Below are 16079 nucleotides of genomic sequence, written 5' to 3'. Positions count from 1 at the left end.
CGCTGACGGCGCCTCGGCCAGTGCGGCGGCGTTTCGGCGTGCAGGACGCGGAAGGACACCGGCCCCGGTCACCGAGGCGAGCGGGCGGGGCCGCGGCGGGTCTCGAGACGCCTCGCGGGCGCTCCTCCGGCGAGCCGCGGAGGCGGGGTGCCGTCGTGAGCTGCGGTCGTCCGGGTGTCGAGCCGGATGGACGGCGCCGCTCGCGCGCGGCCTGCGCGCCCCCGGTGATCGCTCAGCGGGGGACCGGGGAGCCTACGCGCTCCGCTCGGACCCGTCCTCCGCGGCGAGCAGCTCGACGGCGGTGAGGCGGCGCGGCGAGGAGGCGACTCCTCCGACCGGGGCGATGACGCGCGACTCGTCGAGGGAGTCGAACTGGCGCGCGGTGACCAGCACGCGGCTCTCGAGCGAGCCGGCGAAGGCGTTGTAGGAGTCGACCGTCTTCTCGAGCGAGCGGCGCAGGCCCTCGGCGTGGTCGGCGAGGGTGCCGAGACGGGCGTAGAGCGTCTTGCCGAGGTCGAGCAGGCGCTTGGCGTCGTCGGTGAGCACGTCCTGCTGCCAGGTGTAGGCGACGGTCTTCAGCACCGACCACAGGGTCACGGGCGAGGCGAGGGCGACGCGCTTGCGGAACGCGTACTCGAGCAGGCTCGGGTCGGCGTCGAGCGCGCTCGCGAGCAGCGGCTCGCTCGGCACGAACGCGATGACGAACTCGGGGCTCGCCGGGAGTCCGGTCCAGTAGGAGCGGGCGGCCAGCGCGTCCACATGGCCGCGGAGGGCGCGGACGTGCGCGCGCAGGAGCCCCGCGCGCCGCGCCTCCTCCTCTCCGCCGGCGCCCGCGGGGATCGCGCTCGCCTCCAGGTACGCGTCGAACGGCACCTTGGCGTCCACCGCGATCGCCTTGCCGCCGGGCAGGCGGACCACCATGTCGGCGCGGCCGCGGCCCGCCTCGCCCTCGAGCCCGAACTGCACGTCGAAGTCGACCCGCTGGGTGAGCCCGGCGGCCTCGACGACGTTCCGCAGCTGCGTCTCGCCCCAGGCGCCGCGGCTCGTGGTGGAGCGGAGCGCGGACGCGAGGGTCTCGGTCGTCGAGCGCAGCTGCTCGCCCGCCGCCCGCTGTCCCTCGAGCTGCTCGGTGATCGCCCCGAACTGGGCGGCGCGCTCGCGCTCGAGCCGGCCGACCGCCTCCTGCATGCCGCGCAGGCTCTCGGCGACGGGGGAGAGGGTCTGCAGGATGCGCGCGTCGTGCCGCTCGCGCTCGGCGACGACGCGCAGCTGCTCCTGGAGCTCGCGGATCTGGTCGCGGGCGGAGCCGAGGTGCTCGCGGTGCTGCTCGACGACGGCCTCGTGGCGCTCCTCCAGGCCCTCCGCGCGTGCGCGGGCCGTCGCGAGGTCGAGGGCGAGGGCGGCGTCGGGCGTGCGGGAGCGGGCGAGGAGGACGGCGACGACTCCCGCGAGGAGCGCGCCGACCACCAGGCCGAGGACGAAGGAGAGATCCATGCCGCCGATGACACCACGCACCTCCGACATCGAGCGATCGACGCGCCACGCCCACCGAACGAGGGCCAGGACGCCCTGCGACCGCCTCGTAGACTTCGCGATCATGGGGAATCACCACCGCTCATCGCGCCTGCTCACGGCCGCGCTCGCTCTCGCCGTCGGGCTCGGCACCGCCCTCGTCCCGATCACCTCCGCCTCCGCCGCCGAGGACGCGCCGTCGACCGTCTCGGTCGAGACCGGCGCTCTCGACGCGTCCCTCGACCGCGCCGACCTCGGCGTCCCGGACCAGTCGACGCAGTACAGCGCCGAGGAGACGAAGAGCTTCCGCGCCGGCTTCATCGTCAGCGACGCCCAGTTCTTCGACGGGGACGCGCTGAGCACCGGTCAGGTGCAGTCGCTCCTGAACGAGAAGGGCAGCCCGTGCTCCACCGCCGGCACCGCCCCCTGCCTCAAGAACTTCTCGCAGGCGACGCCGTCCAAGGCGGCGGACGCGATGTGCAGCGCCTACCAGGGCTCCGGCAGCGAGTCGTCGGCCTCGATCTTCACGCGCGTCGGCCTGGCCTGCGGCATCAACCCGCTCGCCCTGGTCGTGCTCGTGCAGAAGGAGCGGAGCCTCGTCACCGACGCGACGCCCAGCCCCGAGGACTACGCCAAGGCGACCGGCTACAACTGCCCGGACACCGCGGCGTGCGACCCCGGCTCGGCGGGCTTCTTCACGCAGGTCTACAGCGCGGCCCGCCAGTTCAAGCGCTACGCCAACCCGCCCGGCTCCGGCTCGAACTTCACCACCTACGCTCCGGGCACGACGCCGAACGTCGCCTACTACCCGAGCACCGCGTGCGGCTCCTCGCCGGTCACCATCCGCAACCAGGCCACGGCCGACCTCTACTACTACACGCCGTACCAGCCCAACGACTACGCGCTCACCGGCTCCGGCAACGCGGCCTGCGCGACCTACGGCAACATCAACTTCTGGTACCTCTTCAGCGACTGGAACCCGAACGGCACCCTGGCCAACGCCGGGACCGCCCCCGCGGGACGCGTCGACGCCCCGCGCATCTCGGGCAGCACCCTGAGCGTGTCCGGCTGGGCCGTCGATCCGACGACGCAGCAGGCCGCGCTGACCACGACGGTCACGGTGACCGGCCCCGACGGCACCCGCACGGTCCGCACGCAGACCGCGAACGGCGACCGCGGTGACATCCCGGGCGAGTACTCCGTCGCCGGCCGCGCCCACGGCTTCGGCGCCACCACGCCCGTCTCGGCACCCGGCACCTACCAGGTCTGCGTCTCCGCCGACTCCGTCGACTGGAACCGCTGGGTCGGCACGGGCGACTCCCGGGGCCCCGGCCGGAAGGATCTCGGCTGCTCGTCCGTGAGCACGTCGGCCGGGATCGACGTCTCGCGCCTGGCCGGCACGGACCGCCAGGGCACCGCCGTCGCGATCTCGAAGGCCGTCTTCCGCACGAACGTCCCGGTCGTCTACATCGCGACCGGCGCCAACTTCCCCGACGCCCTGAGCGCCGCCCCTGCCGCGGCCAAGCAGGGCGGTCCGCTGCTCCTGGTCGACCGGGACTCGATGTCGCAGCCCGTTCGCGACGAGCTCAGCCGGCTCAAGCCGGCGAGGATCGTCGTGGTCGGCTCCGCACTGAGCGTCGGCGACGGCCTGCTGAACCAGCTGAGGTCCTACTCGCCGACGGTGGACCGCATCGGAGGGAAGGACCGCTACGACACGTCCAGGCTCATCATCCAGAGCGCGTTCTCGGGCGGCTCGACGCGGGCCTGGCTCGCCACGGGCGAGAAGTTCCCCGACGCGCTCGGCGCGAGCGCCGCGGCCGGCTCCGTCGACGCGCCCGTCGTCCTCGTGAACGGCACCGGCAGCACGGCCGACGCCGTGACGAAGGGCATCCTCTCGAAGCTCAAGGTGCAGAACCTCACCATCGCGGGCAGCCCCCTGTCGGTGAGCGAGGGGATCAAGAACTCGCTTCCGGTGCCGACGATCACCCGCATCGGCGGAGTCGACCGCTACGACACCTCGGAGCAGCTGAACCGGGCAGCCTTCTCGAGGGCCAAGACCGTGTTCCTGGCGACGGGCGAGAACTTCCCCGACGCCCTCGCCGGAGCCACGGCGGCGGGCTACTCGAACAGCCCGCTGTTCGCCGTGCCGACGAACTGCGTGCCCCGCGCCGTCCTGACCGACATCGCGAAGTCGGGAGCTCAGCGGGTCGTCCTCCTCGGCGGTCCCACCACCCTCTCGGAGGACGTCGCGCGCCTCACCCCCTGCGGCTAATCGCCCGCGGCCCCGCCACTAGCGTGGAGGGATGACCCCGACCGCACCGTCCCCGACCGGCGTCCGACGCCGGCGGGGCGGTGCGGTCGTCGTCGGGGCGCTGGTGGCGCTCCTGCTTGGAGGGTCCTTCGACGGCACGCGCCTCGCCGCGGTGCCGTCCGAGCCGCAGACCGTCCGGCTGTGGACCTTCCTCCAGCCGGGCCCCGTCGCGGCCGACTTCGACCCGGGCGACCTGATCTCCGACGAGGTCTTCTTCGCCGGCGACGCGCTCGGACCGCTCACGGTGCAGGCGTTCCTCGACGCCCGCGTCCCCGACTGCGCGGGCGGGCCGGTGCCGTGCCTGCGCGACTACGCCGAGGACACCGCGGCGATCACGGCCGACGAGCAGTGCGATGCGCTGCCCGCCGGACGCGACGTCCCGGCCGCGGAGATCATCACCTCGGTCGCCGGCGCGTGCGGCGTGAATCCGGCCGTCCTCCTGGTGCTGCTGCAGAAGGAGCAGTCGCTCGTGACCGATCCGGAGCCGAGCGAGCGGCAGTTCCGCAGCGCCACGGGCTACGGCTGCCCGGACACCGCGGACTGCGACACGGACTCCTACGGCTTCGCCGCGCAGGTGTACGGAGCGGCGTGGCAGTTCCAGCGCTACCGGAATCCGGACTCGAGCTTCGACTGGTACCCGGTCGGCGCGGCCGGCGACGTCCGCTACTCCCCGGACGAGTCCTGCGGTACCGCCCCGGTGACGATCGCCAACGCGGCCACGGCGGGTCTCTACTACTACACGCCGTACCAGCCGAACGCGGCGGCGCTCGCGAACCTCTACGGCGAGGGCGACGACTGCTCGGCCTACGGGAACCGGAACTTCTGGCGCATCTTCAGCACCTGGTTCGGCGACCCCCGCGGCTGAGCCGATCGTCTCGAGCCGGCTCGGCATGACGGACGTCAGGCGGCGACGGGGGCCTTCGGGCGCAGGCGCTTCACGGAGACGCCGGCCAGCTCGCCGAGCTCGGCCATGCTCGCGGCGCCGTGCCGCCGGGCCGCGTGCACGACGATCGCGGCGCACGCCTCGGCGTCGGCCGACGCGTCGTGGTGGCGGAAGTCCTCGAAGCCCGCGGCCATGGCGACGACGGGGAGGCGGTAGGAGTCGAGCTCGTACGTCTTGCGGGCGAGCTGCAGCGAGCAGAGGTAGTCGTACTCGGGGTGCTCGAGGGAGGTCGCCGCGCAGGCTGCGCGGATGACGCCCATGTCGAAGCCGGCGTTGTGCGCGACGAACACGTCCTCGCCGGCGAAGGCCGTCAGGTCGGCGAACTGGTCGACCCAGGAGGCGGCGGCGTGCACGTCGTGCTTGCGGATGCCGTGGATCCGCGTGTTCCACTCGAGGAAGTCGTCGTACCCCAACGGCGGGCGGATGAGCCAGCCGGCGCGGTCGACGACGCGGCCGTCGCGGACCTTGACGAGCCCGACGGAGCAGGCGGAGGCCCCGTGCGAGTTGGCGGTCTCGAAGTCGATGGCGGTGAAGTCGATGGGCACGCTCCAGCCTCTCACGCACCTCCGACGCCGCCGGGAGCGTCGCGCGCGCGTCGCCCCGAGCGGCCGGGAGCACCCGCCGGCCGCCGGCCGGGCGGCTCCCGTTCCTCCGCGCCCGCCAGCCCGGCCCTTCCGCCGCCACGCCGTAGGATGGATGCCCGTGGCTCTCACTATCGCAATCGTCGGTCTCCCCAACGTCGGCAAGTCGACGCTCTTCAACGCACTGACCAAGAACACGGTGCTCGCGGCGAACTACCCGTTCGCGACGATCGAGCCGAACGTGGGTGTGGTGAACCTGCCCGACTCCCGCCTCGAGGTGCTCGCCGGGATCTTCGGCTCCGAGCGCATCCTCCCGGCGCCCGTCTCCTTCGTCGACATCGCCGGCATCGTGCGCGGCGCGTCCGAGGGCGAGGGCCTGGGCAACAAGTTCCTCGCGAACATCCGCGAGGCCGACGCCATCGCGCAGGTCATCCGCGGCTTCGAGGACTCCGACGTCGTCCACGTCGACGGCAAGGTCGACGCCGCCAGCGACATGGAGACGATCAACACCGAGCTGGTCCTCGCCGATCTCCAGACCCTCGAGAAGGCCGAGGCCCGCTACGAGAAGGAGCTCAAGGGCAGGAAGATCGAGCCGATCGTGGTCGAGACCGCGAAGAAGGCGCGCGAGTTCCTCGACCAGGGCAAGCCGCTGTCGGCCTCCTCGATCGATCTGGAGCCGATCCGCGAGCTGGGCCTGCTGACCGCCAAGCCGTTCATCTACGTCTTCAACGTCGACGAGGCCGTGCTGACCGACGACGCCCGGAAGGCCGAGCTCGCGGCCCTCGTCGCGCCGGCGAAGGCGATCTTCCTCGACGCGAAGATCGAGTCCGAGCTGATCGACCTCGACGAGGCCGACGCCGCCGAGATGCTCGAGTCGACCGGCCAGACGGAGTCGGGCCTCAACCAGCTCGCGACCATCGGCTTCGACACCCTGGGCCTCCAGACGTACCTCACGGCCGGCCCGAAGGAGACGCGCGCCTGGACCATCGGGAAGGGCTGGACCGCGCCCCAGGCCGCCGGTGTCATCCACACCGACTTCCAGAAGGGCTTCATCAAGGCCGAGATCATCTCGTTCGACGACCTCGTCGAGACCGGCTCGATCGCCGAGGCCCGCGCGAAGGGCAAGGCCCGCATCGAGGGCAAGGACTACGTGATGCAGGACGGCGACGTCGTGGAGTTCCGCTTCAACGTGTAGGACGGCCGCGCTCGGCTCGAGGCGCCCGGTTCGCTCGGAACCCCGGATCCGCGAGCCGGGCGCTTCTGCACGGAGGTGCGGGATCGCCGACCCCGGGAGTCCGACACGAGGCCGGTCACGTCCGCGGACGTCCGCTCCGCCCGTCAGTTCAGCACGTCCCCGATCAGCCAGCTCGACAGCCCGACGAGGGTGCAGACGCCGACGACCACCCAGGCGACGGTCCGGCGGACCGAGCGGGAGACCGCCTCCGAGCTGCGGGGAGTGGGACGCAGCGGCGCCGTGTACGAGGGCGGGACGGTGTAGGTCCGGGCCGGCGGGAGGAGTCGGGGGAGAGTGACCGGACGGCCGTCGACCCACTCGGCGGGCAGCTCCGCGGCCTTCGCGGCCTGCAGCGTGAGCTCGACCTTGAGTGGGGATCCGCGGAGGGAAGCGTAGGCGGCGGCGGTGAGGCCGAGGCTCGCGAGGTGGCGGAGGGTCGGGGTGAAATCCGCCGAGAGGGTCGGGGAGAGCTCGCCCACCCGCTCGCCGTCGAGACGGAGCTCGACGAGGTCGCCGGCCGGGTGCAGGGTCACCAGCAGCATGCCGCGGCCGCTCAACGGAACGACCGTCGAGAGGCGGGCGAAGTGCTCGTCCTCGCGCAGGACCGGCAGGCCCCGCGACCAGGGGAGGATCGAGTGGCGCTCGACGGGCGGCTCGTTGAGCGGCACGAGCAGCTCGGGGGCGACCAGGGCGACGCGGAGGACGGCCCGCAGGCCCTCCTCGCCGCGCTCGACCCGGAGGCGCGCGGTCGTGACCGGGACGGCTCCGCTCGCCACGACCCGGTCGAGAGCGGCCCGGTGGGCGGGGGCGTTCGGCAGGTAGCCGAGGACGCGGCCGCCGGCCCGGACCGAGACGGCGTCGAGGCCGGTGGGGTGGTCGGGCTCGGGGATCAGGTCGACCTCGAGGGTCCGCTCGTCGATCTCGCCCTGCTCGAGCGTGCGGCCGATCAGATCGGCGATCTCCTCGATCCGCTCGGCCTCGGCGAGGGCGTCGACGCTCGGGGCGCCGTCGGCGTTCGGGAGCCGGTAGTCGACGCGCTCCGTGACGGGGGTGACGGGTGCGTCCCGCACCACCGCGGCACTGTCCTGCGCGGAGCGGCGCGCCCCGGTGAACCGCCTGCCGTCCCACCAGCGCATCTCGGCCGCATCGGCCTCGTCGCGGTACCAGCCCGCCGGCGCACCCTCGTCCATCGACACCCCGTTCCTCCGGCGAACGAGTCTACGAGGAGGGCGGGAGCGTCAGAGACCCGGGTCCGTGGCGGCGGGATCCTCGGGGGCGAGCGCGGCCGCGAGCTCTCCCGAAGCGGGGCCGCTCCACGCACCGGACTCGTGCGCCCGAGGGCCGGCGATCCACTCCAGAGCCTCGCGGACGAGCATCCGGACGTGACGCGCGTGGCCGATGGTGACGGGGGCGGGATCCTCGAGGACCTCGAGCAGGCGGTGCAGCACGGCACGGCTCTGCAGTCGAGTCATGGGCCTCACGGTAGGGGGCCGGTCGCTCGGACGGTAGTGCCGATCCGCGACAGCGCACCCGTCTAGGCTCGCCACATGACTCGTCTCGACGGTGCCGTCGTCCTCGTCCTCGGAGCCTCGGGCGGCCTCGGCCGCCTCCTGGCCGATTCGCTGGAGGCGCGCGGTGCCGTCGCGGTGCGCTCGGGGCGCGACTCCGCGGCGCTCGGCGAGGCACCCCTGGTCGCCGACCTGCGCGGGGAGGACGAGCCCCGGCGCGTGGTCGCCGAGGTGCTCGAGCGGCACGGGCGCCTCGACGGCGTCGTCGTGGCCGCGGGCGTCGTGGCCTTCGGGCCCTCCGCCGAGCTCGATCCGGCCGTTCTGGAGGAGCTCGTCGAGGTGAACGCGCTGGCGCCGATCCGGGTGCTGACCGCCGCGCTGCCGTCGCTCGTCGCGTCGGCGGGCGAGGGGCGCGAGCCGTTCGCGCTGACCATCAGCGGCGTGGTGGCGGAGGCTCCGACCGCGGGACTCGCCGCGTACTCCGCCTCGAAGGCGGCACTGCACTCCTTCGTGAAGGCCTCGGCCCGCGAGTACAAGCGGGCGGGCGTCCTCCTGCTCGACGCGCGTCCCGGCCACACCGAGACCGACCTGTCCCGGCACCCGCTCGCGGGAGACGCGCCCCGCTTCGGCGCGGGTCTGGCGCCGCAGGACGTGGTCGACCGGCTGCTCGACGCGGTCGAGGACGGCGAGACCGACCTGCCTCCTGCGGCGTTCACCGGCTGACGCCGTCCCGAGACGAGGCGGAGCCGGTCGATCCTCGCGGGAACGCACCGGATCGAGCACTGCAGCCTCGGTCGCGTACAGCCGTCGTGGTCAGCCTGCGCGTCCGGCGGCCGGGTCCGCGATCGGCGCGGCAGCCTGTCCGACCGTCCTCCCCGCAGACGCGGGGATACCCGCCGTTCACCGGAGCGTCGCACGGGCGCACTAGCGTCCCTCCGTGCCCGACACCGCCGATGACGCCCTCCGTCCCACTCCCGAGCTGCTCCGCACGCTCACGCCCGCCGACGCGCGGGACCTCGTCGTGCTGGACGAGGACGACGACGATCCGGTGCTCCTGCGCCGCGACGGCACGCAGGTCGACACCTGGCGCGAGGGCTACCCCTACGACGAGCGGATGTCGCGCGAGGAGTACGAGGCGGGCAAGCGCCTCCTCCAGATCGAGCTGCTGAAGCTGCAGAACTGGATCAAGAAGCACGGGCGCCGACTCGTGGTCGTGTTCGAGGGGCGCGACGCCGCGGGCAAGGGCGGCACCATCAAGCGCTTCACCGAGCACCTCAACCCGCGCGGAGCCCGCGTGGTCGCGCTCGAGAAGCCGACCGAGCGCGAGGCCGGTCAGTGGTACTTCCAGCGCTACGTCTCGCACCTGCCGGCCGCCGGCGAGATCGTCCTCTTCGACCGCTCCTGGTACAACCGGGCCGGCGTGGAGCGCGTGATGGGCTTCTGCACGCCGGCGCAGTACGACGAGTTCATCCGCCAGACGCCGCTGTTCGAGCGGATGCTCGTCGGCGACGGCATCGACCTGGTGAAGCTGTGGTTCTCGGTCTCGGCGGAGGAGCAGCGCACCCGGTTCACGATCCGCATGATCGACCCCGTGCGCCAGTGGAAGCTCTCGCCGATGGACCTCGCCTCGCTCGACAAGTGGGGCGACTACACCGCGGCCAAGGAGGCGATGATGGCGGCGACCGACACCGCCGACGCTCCCTGGACCATCGTGAAGAGCAACGACAAGAAGCGCGCCCGGCTCGAGGCCATGCGCTACGTCCTGAGCCTCTACGACTACGACGGACGCGACGAGGAGGTCGTGGGCCCGCTGGGTCCGGACCCGCTGATCGTCGGATCGGCCGCGGACGTGTACGAGCGCGGCGAGCACGCCGCGACGAGCTGACCGGGGGGACGGACATGGGGGAGTCGGGGATCGGCGCGGAGCTGCCGGGGGTGCACCTGCGCTGGCTGGCGCTCGACGAGCAGACGCTGGACGCCGAGCGGCTGCTGCCGCTGCTGAGCGACGAGGAGCGCGAGCGCTACGCCGGCACGGTCGCCGCGTCGGCGGCCGAGCGCTTCGTCTTCGGGCGGGTGCTCCTGCGGATGCTCGCGGCCGAGCTCACGGGGACGCGCGCGTCGGAGGTCCGGGTCGTCGCGTGCTGCCCGCGCTGCGGGGGCGCGCACGGCCGGCCGCGGCTGGAGGGACGCGGGATCGCGCTCGAGCTGCTGTCGGTGAGCATCGCGCACTGCGCGGGCGCCGTCGTGGTCGCGGCGAGCAGCGCCGGTGCGGTCGGCGTCGATGTGGAGCCGACGCTGGGCACGCCCGAGCGCGGGGAGCGGATCACGCGCATCGCCGGGGCGCCCTTCGCCACGGGCGGGATGCGCCCCGCCGACCCCGTCCTGCACTGGACCCGGATCGAGGCCGCACTGAAGGCGGACGGTCGCGGGCTCGAGCTCGACCCGCGCCGGGTGCACGTGCACGAGTCGCACCACGCGGCGGAGGCGCGGATCGACGGCGTCCGCTTCCGGCTGGCCGAGCCGCAGCTGGACCCCGCGCTGCGGGTCAGCGTCGCCCTCGGGCCGATGGGGGACGCGGGCGCCGGGCCCATCATCGGCTGGCGGCGCGAGCACGGCGACGCGCTCGCGGACTCGCTGGTGTCAGCGCCGGGACGGTAGCGGCGGCAGCTCCTCGTCGAGGAGCCAGGCGTCGAGCAGATCGTCCACGCCCTCGCCGAGGACCTCGGTGCAGAGCTCGCGGAACTCCTCGTCGGTGACGGCGGCGGAGGCGTAGCGGGACGTCCACTCCCGCAGCAGCCGGAGGAAGGGCCCGTCGCCGACGGTGAGCCGCAGCGCGTGCAGGGTGAGCGCGCCGCGCTTGTAGACGCGGTCGTCGAAGAGCGCGACCGGCCCCGGATCGGCGAGCACGAGATCCTGCGCCGCAGCCCGCAGCACCGCGTGGTGGCGGCGGGCGCAGGCGTCGGCGGTGGCGCGGCCCGACTCCTCCGACCACAGCCACTCCGCGTAGCAGGCGAACCCCTCGTTGAGCCAGATGTGGCGCCACCGGGCGATGCCCACGCTGTTGCCGAACCACTGGTGCGCGAGCTCGTGCGCGATGAGGCGCTCCGAGCCGCCGCGGCCGTCGGCGTGGTTGGCGCCGAACACCGCCATCGCCTGCGCCTCGAGCGGGATCTCCAGCTCGTCCGCCGTGACGACGACGCAGTAGCGGGCGAAGGGGTAGGGCCCGAACAGCCGCGTGAACAGGGCGAGCATGCGCTCGAGCGGAGCGAAGTCGTGCGCGACCCGAGCGGCCAGGGCGGCGGGGCGGGCGAGGGTCACCGCGACGCCGGCGAGCACGCGCTCCTCGATCGCGTAGCGGCCGATCTGCACCGAGGCGAGGTACGCGGCGCTGGGCTCGCGCTGCTCGTAGAGCCAGGTGCGGCGGCCGGAGCGGGCGCTCGAGTCGATGAGCACCCCGTTCGCGAGCACGGCGTAGCCCTCCTCGGCGGTGACGCGCAGGCGGTAGGGAGCCTTCTCGGCGACGTCGTCGTTGCAGGGGAACCAGGTGGAGGAGCCGGAGGGCTGCGAGGCGACGAGCACCCCGTCCTCCAGCTCCTCCCAGCCGAGCTCGCCCCAGTGGCTGGCGCGGGGGGCGGGGTGGCCGCTGTACTCGATCTCGACGTCGACGCTCTCGCCGGCGGCCAGCGGCTCGGCGGGGGACACCCGCAGCTTGTGCGGCGCCTGCTCGTGGCGGGCGCGGCGTCCGTCGATCCGGACGCGGGCCACGCGGAGCCGGGAGAGGTCGAGGGAGAACCGCCGGAGCGGCTGCAGCGCGACGATCCGCAGCACGGCCCGGCCGGCCAGGCGGTTCGAGGCGACGCGGTAGTCGAGGTCGAGGTCGTAGGACTCGACGCGGTAGCCGGTGTTCCCGATGCCGGGGACGTAGGGGTCGCCGGCGGTCTCGAGCCCGGTCAGCGCGGGGCTCACGCGACGGGCGCGTGGTAGTCGGCGACGCGCACCTCGCGCCACGGGCCGATCGGGTTGCCGCTCCAGCGGCTGCCCGCGGGCACGAGCTCCCCCCGCATGACGAGCGAGGCCGGGCCGACCGTGCCGTGCTCGGCGATCCGCGCGGCGGGGAGGATCACGCTGTGCGGGCCCAGGGTGGCGCCGGCGTCGAGGCTCACGAGATCCATGCTCATGATTCGATCATGGAACAGGTGCGTCTGCACGACGCAGCCCCGGTTCACGGTCGCTCCGTCGCCGAGCGAGATCAGATCGGCCTCGGGGAGCCAGTAGCTCTCGCACCAGACGCCGCGTCCGATCCGGGCGCCGAGGCTCCGCAGCCACCAGACCAGCGCCGGAGTGCCCGCGGCGGCGTGGGCGAACCAGGGCGCGGCGACCATCTCGGTGAAGGCGTCGGCCAGCTCGCTCCGCCAGACGAACGAGGACCACAGCGGCTGCTCGCTCGGCTCGACCCGCTGGATCAGGATCCACTTCGCGGCGGTGGAGACGGCCGCGGCGACCGCTCCGGCGGCCAGCAGCACGACGCCTCCCACGAGCGCGGCGAGCACCGCCCCGAGCGTCTGGATCAGCGCGAGCAGTCCGGCTACCACGCCGAGGCCGATCGCGACCGAGACGACCACCGGGACGAAGCGGCCGAGCTCCCACGCGATGCGGGCCGCGCGGAGTCGGCGGGCGGGGCGGAAGGTGCGCGCCGACTCCGCCTCGACGACGGTGCGCCGCAGCCGCACGGGCGGTGAGCCGAGCCACGACGAGCCCGCCTTCGACTTCCGGGGCGCGGAGGAGAGGACGGCGACGAGTCCGCCGGCGGGCACGGTGTGACCGGGAGCGGCCATGCCGGAGTTGCCGAGGAACGCGCGCTCGCCGATCTCCGCGCGGGCGAGCCGCATCCAGCCGCCGCCGAGCGCGTAGGAGGCGACGAGCGTGTCGTCGGCGAGGAACGCGCCGTCGCGGATGGTCGTCATCGCGGGCAGGAGCAGCACTGTCGAGGCCTCGACGTCGCGTCCGACCTTCGCGCCGAGGAGCCGCAGCCAGACCGGGGTGAACAGGCCCGAGTAGAGCGGGAAGAGCAGGACCCGCGCGGAGTCGAGCAGCCGCTCCGTCGACCAGACCTGCCAGCCGGTCCGACCGCGCACGGGGTGGGTGCCGGGCTCGACGCCCCGCCCGAGCAGGCGCACCAGGACGACGACGAGAGCGGCGAGGACGACTCCGGAGACTGCGACGGCGGGCACGAGGGCGGCGAGAGCGGGCCCGAGCGCGGCGCCGAGGCCGGCCGAGCCGCGCACGGCGGCGGCCACGACGGCGAGCCCGGCCGCGAGGGCGAGGACCGGGACCGCCGCGAGGCCGACCGCGGACGCTCCGTACGCCCAGACCCAGCCCGGGCGGCGCGCCGGGCGCTCCGAGGGGAACCCGGCGTTCGCCCTGCCGAGCCGCTGGGCGGGGGATCCTCCCCAGCGCTGCCCGGCCGGCACCCGCCCGAAGACGGCCGATCCCGGCTCGATCTGCGCGTGCTTGCCGATCCGGGCGCCGGGGAGGAGCGTGCTGCGCGCGCCCACCGTGCTGCCGGCGCCGACCCGGACGGCACCGACGCGCAGGACGTCGCCGTCGATCCAGTAGCCGGAGAGGTCGACCTCGGGCTCGATCGCGGCGCCGCGCCCGAGCGTGAGCATCCCGGTCAGCGGAGGGAGGGAGTGCAGGTCGACGTCGTCGGCGATGCGGGCGCCGAGCGCGCGGGCGTAATAGGCGACCCAGGGCGCGCCCGCGAGGCTCACGGCCTTGAGCTGGAACGCGATCTGCTCGGCCAGCCAGAGCCGGAGGTGCACGCTCCCGCCGCGCGGGTGGTCTCCGGCTCGGATCCCGCGCAGCAGGGTGCGCGCGGCGAGGACGGTGAGCCCCATCCGCCCGAACGGCGTGAGGAAGAGCGCGAACGCGGGGATCAGCGCGGCGAGCGGAGCGGTGGGCAGCCAGCCGAACCCCGGCACCAGGTCGAGCACCGCGGTGGCGGTGAGGATCGCAGTGACCCAGCGGGCGCTGCCGAGCACGAGCAGCGGTGCGCCGAGGAGGGTCTGCAGCACGCGCATCCTGAGGGGGACCGGCGCGATGCGGTGAGCGGACACCTCCGCAGTGCCGGTCGAGCGGCTCTGGATCTCGGCGGCCATCGCCGCGAGACGCGGGTGGGCGTAGACGTCGGCGACCGTGAACTCGGGGTCGCGCTCGCGGATCCGCGCGACCAGCTGGGCGGCGGCGAGGGAGCCGCCGCCGAGGTCGAAGAAGTTCGCCCGCTCGTCGACCGGCACGCCGAGCACGTCGCGCCAGAGGGCGGCGAGCCACGCCTCCTCGGGGTCGAGGGAGGCGTCCTCGGTCGTGCCCACGGCGAGCGGCCAGGGGAGTGCGGCGCGGTCGACCTTGCCGGAGACGCGGGTCGGCAGCTCCTCGACCACGGCCAGCAGCGGCACGAGGGATGCGGGCAGCGCCTCACGCAGGCGGGCGAGCGCCGCGTCGCGGTCGAGCTCCCGGCCGCCGGCGAGGGCCAGGTAGCCGACGAGGACCTGGTTGCCGGCCGCCGTGGTGCGGACCGCGGCCGCCGCCCCCGAGACTCCGGGGAGCGCCTGCAGCGCCGCCTCGACCTCGCCGAGCTCGATCCGCCGACCGCCGAGCTTCACCTGGTCGTCCGCGCGCCCCTGGAAGATCAGGCCGGCGCTCTCGAAGCGCACCAGGTCGCCGGAGCGGTAGGCCCGCTCCCAGCCCAGGAGCGGTGCCGGCGCGTACTTCTCGGCGTCCTTGACCGGGTCGAGGTAGCGCGCGAGCCCGACCCCGCCGATGACCAGCTCGCCGACCTCGCCCTCGCCGACCCGCTGCCCGTCCGCGTCCACGACGGCGAGCCGCCAGCCGTCCAGCGGCAGCCCGATGCGCACCGGGGGAGGCCCGCCGAGGGGCGCGGCGCAGGCGACGACGGTGGCCTCGGTCGGCCCGTAGGTGTTCCAGACCTCGCGGCCCTCGACGGCCAGGCGCTCGCCGAGCTCCGGCGGGCACGCCTCGCCGCCGAAGATCAGCAGGCGGACGTTCTCGAGCGACTCCGCGGGCCAGAGCGCCGCGAGGGTCGGCACGGTCGAGACCACGGTGATGCCGTGCGTGGTCAGCCATGGGCCGAGGTCCATGCCGCTGCGGACCAGCGAGCGGGGAGCGGGGACGAGGCAGGCGCCGTGCCGCCAGGCGAGCCACATCTCCTCGCAGGACGCGTCGAACGCGACCGAGAGACCGGCCAGCACCCGGTCCCCGGGGCCGAGCGGCTCCGCCTGGAGGAACAGGCGCGCCTCGGCGTCGACGAAGGCGGCGGCGGAGCGGTGGCTGACCGCCACTCCCTTGGGCGTTCCGGTGGAGCCGGAGGTGAAGATGATCCAGGCGTCGTCCTCGAGCGAGGGCGGCTGCAGCAGCGGGATCGACGCCGTGCTCGGGTGCGGCGCGCTCGCGGTGAACAGGCGGGCGGCCGGCTCGTCGGCGCCGGTGCGCTCGAAGCGGCCGGAGCCGGTGATCACGCCGCGGACGGCGGCCTCGCCGAAGACGAGGCGCGCCCGCTCCTCGGGGTCGTCCGCGTCCACCGGGACGTACGCGGCTCCCGCGGCGAGGACGGCCAGGATCGCGAGGTAGAGCTCGCGGGAGCCGCTGGGCATGCGGATCCCGACGCGGTCGCCGCGTCGGACCCCTGCGGTGGTGAGCTCGCCCGCGAGCTGCACCGTGCGGGCCAGCAGCTCCCGGTAGCTGAGCGCTCCGGCCGGGTCCTCCAGCGCGGAGGCGTCCGGGTGGCGCTCCGCGGTGTCGCGGAGGACGTCGACCAGCGTGCGGGGAGGAGGGGTGGCCGCTCCGGCGTCGAGCACGTCCTGGGGGCCGGCCGTCTCGGTCACGTCTCGTCTCCGTCCCGGCCGCGCGATCGGGAGCGCGGCGGCCGGGGCGACACTGTAGGGAGGCGGGGTGACGCGGAGGTGAACAGGCG

General features: G+C 74.2%; 12 protein-coding genes. 6 read left to right on the top strand and 6 right to left on the bottom strand.

From position 1 onward, the window contains the following. Positions 1–252: 252 nt before the first annotated feature. Positions 253–1494 (bottom strand): DNA recombination protein RmuC, encoded by a 1242-nt coding sequence (locus C5C63_RS00990; RefSeq protein WP_208543311.1) that lies wholly within the window; start codon positions 1492–1494, stop codon positions 253–255. A gap of 103 nt (positions 1495–1597) precedes the next feature. Between C5C63_RS00990 and C5C63_RS00985 the strand changes: the two genes are divergently transcribed. Continuing rightward, positions 1598–3784, top strand: coding sequence for a cell wall-binding repeat-containing protein (locus tag C5C63_RS00985; protein ID WP_104325347.1), 2187 nt, complete (start codon positions 1598–1600; stop codon positions 3782–3784). A gap of 31 nt (positions 3785–3815) precedes the next feature. Continuing rightward, entirely contained in the window at positions 3816–4688 is an 873-nt protein-coding gene (locus C5C63_RS00980; protein ID WP_104325346.1) for a hemagglutinin, read from the top strand. 35 nt (positions 4689–4723) lie between these two features. Here the strand turns inward: C5C63_RS00980 and C5C63_RS00975 are convergent, their stop codons facing one another. Next, on the bottom strand, positions 4724–5311 hold the full coding sequence (locus C5C63_RS00975; protein WP_104325345.1) for an exonuclease domain-containing protein: 588 nt from the start codon (positions 5309–5311) through the stop codon (positions 4724–4726). A gap of 157 nt (positions 5312–5468) precedes the next feature. Here C5C63_RS00975 and ychF point away from each other — a divergent pair, with 157 nt between their 5' ends. Further along, positions 5469–6542 carry a redox-regulated ATPase YchF gene (gene ychF / locus C5C63_RS00970; RefSeq protein ID WP_104222958.1) on the top strand — a complete coding sequence of 358 codons (1074 nt, stop codon included), beginning with the start codon at positions 5469–5471 and terminating at the stop codon, positions 6540–6542. Positions 6543–6685: 143 nt separating this feature from the next. On the opposite strand, the gene C5C63_RS00965 is transcribed toward ychF, so the two are convergent. Together C5C63_RS00965 and C5C63_RS00960 are read right to left on the bottom strand one after the other, a co-directional pair. Beyond that, positions 6686–7771, bottom strand: a complete 1086-nt coding sequence (locus tag C5C63_RS00965; RefSeq protein WP_258065366.1) for a DUF2510 domain-containing protein — start codon at positions 7769–7771, stop codon at positions 6686–6688. A 48-nt stretch (positions 7772–7819) separates the two neighbouring features. Beyond that, positions 7820–8053 carry a hypothetical protein gene (locus C5C63_RS00960; protein ID WP_104325343.1) on the bottom strand — a complete coding sequence of 78 codons (234 nt, stop codon included), beginning with the start codon at positions 8051–8053 and terminating at the stop codon, positions 7820–7822. A 75-nt stretch (positions 8054–8128) separates the two neighbouring features. Between C5C63_RS00960 and C5C63_RS00955 the strand changes: the two genes are divergently transcribed. The 3 genes from C5C63_RS00955 (at position 8129) to C5C63_RS00945 (ending at position 10747) form a co-directional block, all read left to right on the top strand. Continuing rightward, positions 8129–8812: an SDR family oxidoreductase gene (locus tag C5C63_RS00955; RefSeq protein WP_104272618.1), complete on the top strand. Its 684-nt coding sequence runs from the start codon at positions 8129–8131 to the stop codon at positions 8810–8812. A 301-nt stretch (positions 8813–9113) separates the two neighbouring features. After that, positions 9114–9974: a polyphosphate kinase 2 gene (gene ppk2, locus C5C63_RS00950; RefSeq protein ID WP_244230712.1), complete on the top strand. Its 861-nt coding sequence runs from the start codon at positions 9114–9116 to the stop codon at positions 9972–9974. A gap of 14 nt (positions 9975–9988) precedes the next feature. Continuing rightward, on the top strand, positions 9989–10747 hold the full coding sequence (locus C5C63_RS00945) for a 4'-phosphopantetheinyl transferase superfamily protein (protein ID WP_104222962.1): 759 nt from the start codon (positions 9989–9991) through the stop codon (positions 10745–10747). On the opposite strand, the gene C5C63_RS00940 is transcribed toward C5C63_RS00945, so the two are convergent. Together C5C63_RS00940 and C5C63_RS00935 are read right to left on the bottom strand one after the other, a co-directional pair. After that, positions 10730–12055, bottom strand: coding sequence for a M1 family metallopeptidase (locus tag C5C63_RS00940; RefSeq protein ID WP_258062826.1), 1326 nt, complete (start codon positions 12053–12055; stop codon positions 10730–10732). The genes C5C63_RS00945 and C5C63_RS00940 overlap by 18 nt on opposite strands. Continuing rightward, positions 12052–15990 carry a Pls/PosA family non-ribosomal peptide synthetase gene (locus C5C63_RS00935; RefSeq protein ID WP_181110539.1) on the bottom strand — a complete coding sequence of 1313 codons (3939 nt, stop codon included), beginning with the start codon at positions 15988–15990 and terminating at the stop codon, positions 12052–12054. Before C5C63_RS00935 ends, C5C63_RS00940 begins: the two co-directional genes overlap by 4 nt. Positions 15991–16079: the final 89 nt, after the last annotated feature.

This window comes from Rathayibacter sp. AY1B8, assembly GCF_002932775.1.
Classification (GTDB): domain Bacteria; phylum Actinomycetota; class Actinomycetes; order Actinomycetales; family Microbacteriaceae; genus Rathayibacter.
The sequence above is the reverse complement of the archived record's forward strand: the minus strand, read 5'-3'. Positions and strand labels throughout refer to the sequence as shown.

Excerpts from the sequence above, each read along its gene's own strand:
- C5C63_RS00955 (WP_104272618.1), top strand. The coding sequence starts at position 8,129 with ATGACTCGTCTCGACGGTGCCGTCGTCCTCGTCCTCGGAGCCTCGGGC.
- C5C63_RS00990 (WP_208543311.1), bottom strand. The coding sequence starts at position 1,494 with ATGGATCTCTCCTTCGTCCTCGGCCTGGTGGTCGGCGCGCTCCTCGCG.
- C5C63_RS00985 (WP_104325347.1), top strand. The coding sequence starts at position 1,598 with ATGGGGAATCACCACCGCTCATCGCGCCTGCTCACGGCCGCGCTCGCT.
- C5C63_RS00965 (WP_258065366.1), bottom strand. The coding sequence starts at position 7,771 with ATGGACGAGGGTGCGCCGGCGGGCTGGTACCGCGACGAGGCCGATGCG.
- C5C63_RS00980 (WP_104325346.1), top strand. The coding sequence starts at position 3,816 with ATGACCCCGACCGCACCGTCCCCGACCGGCGTCCGACGCCGGCGGGGC.
- C5C63_RS00945 (WP_104222962.1), top strand. The coding sequence starts at position 9,989 with ATGGGGGAGTCGGGGATCGGCGCGGAGCTGCCGGGGGTGCACCTGCGC.
- C5C63_RS00960 (WP_104325343.1), bottom strand. The coding sequence starts at position 8,053 with ATGACTCGACTGCAGAGCCGTGCCGTGCTGCACCGCCTGCTCGAGGTC.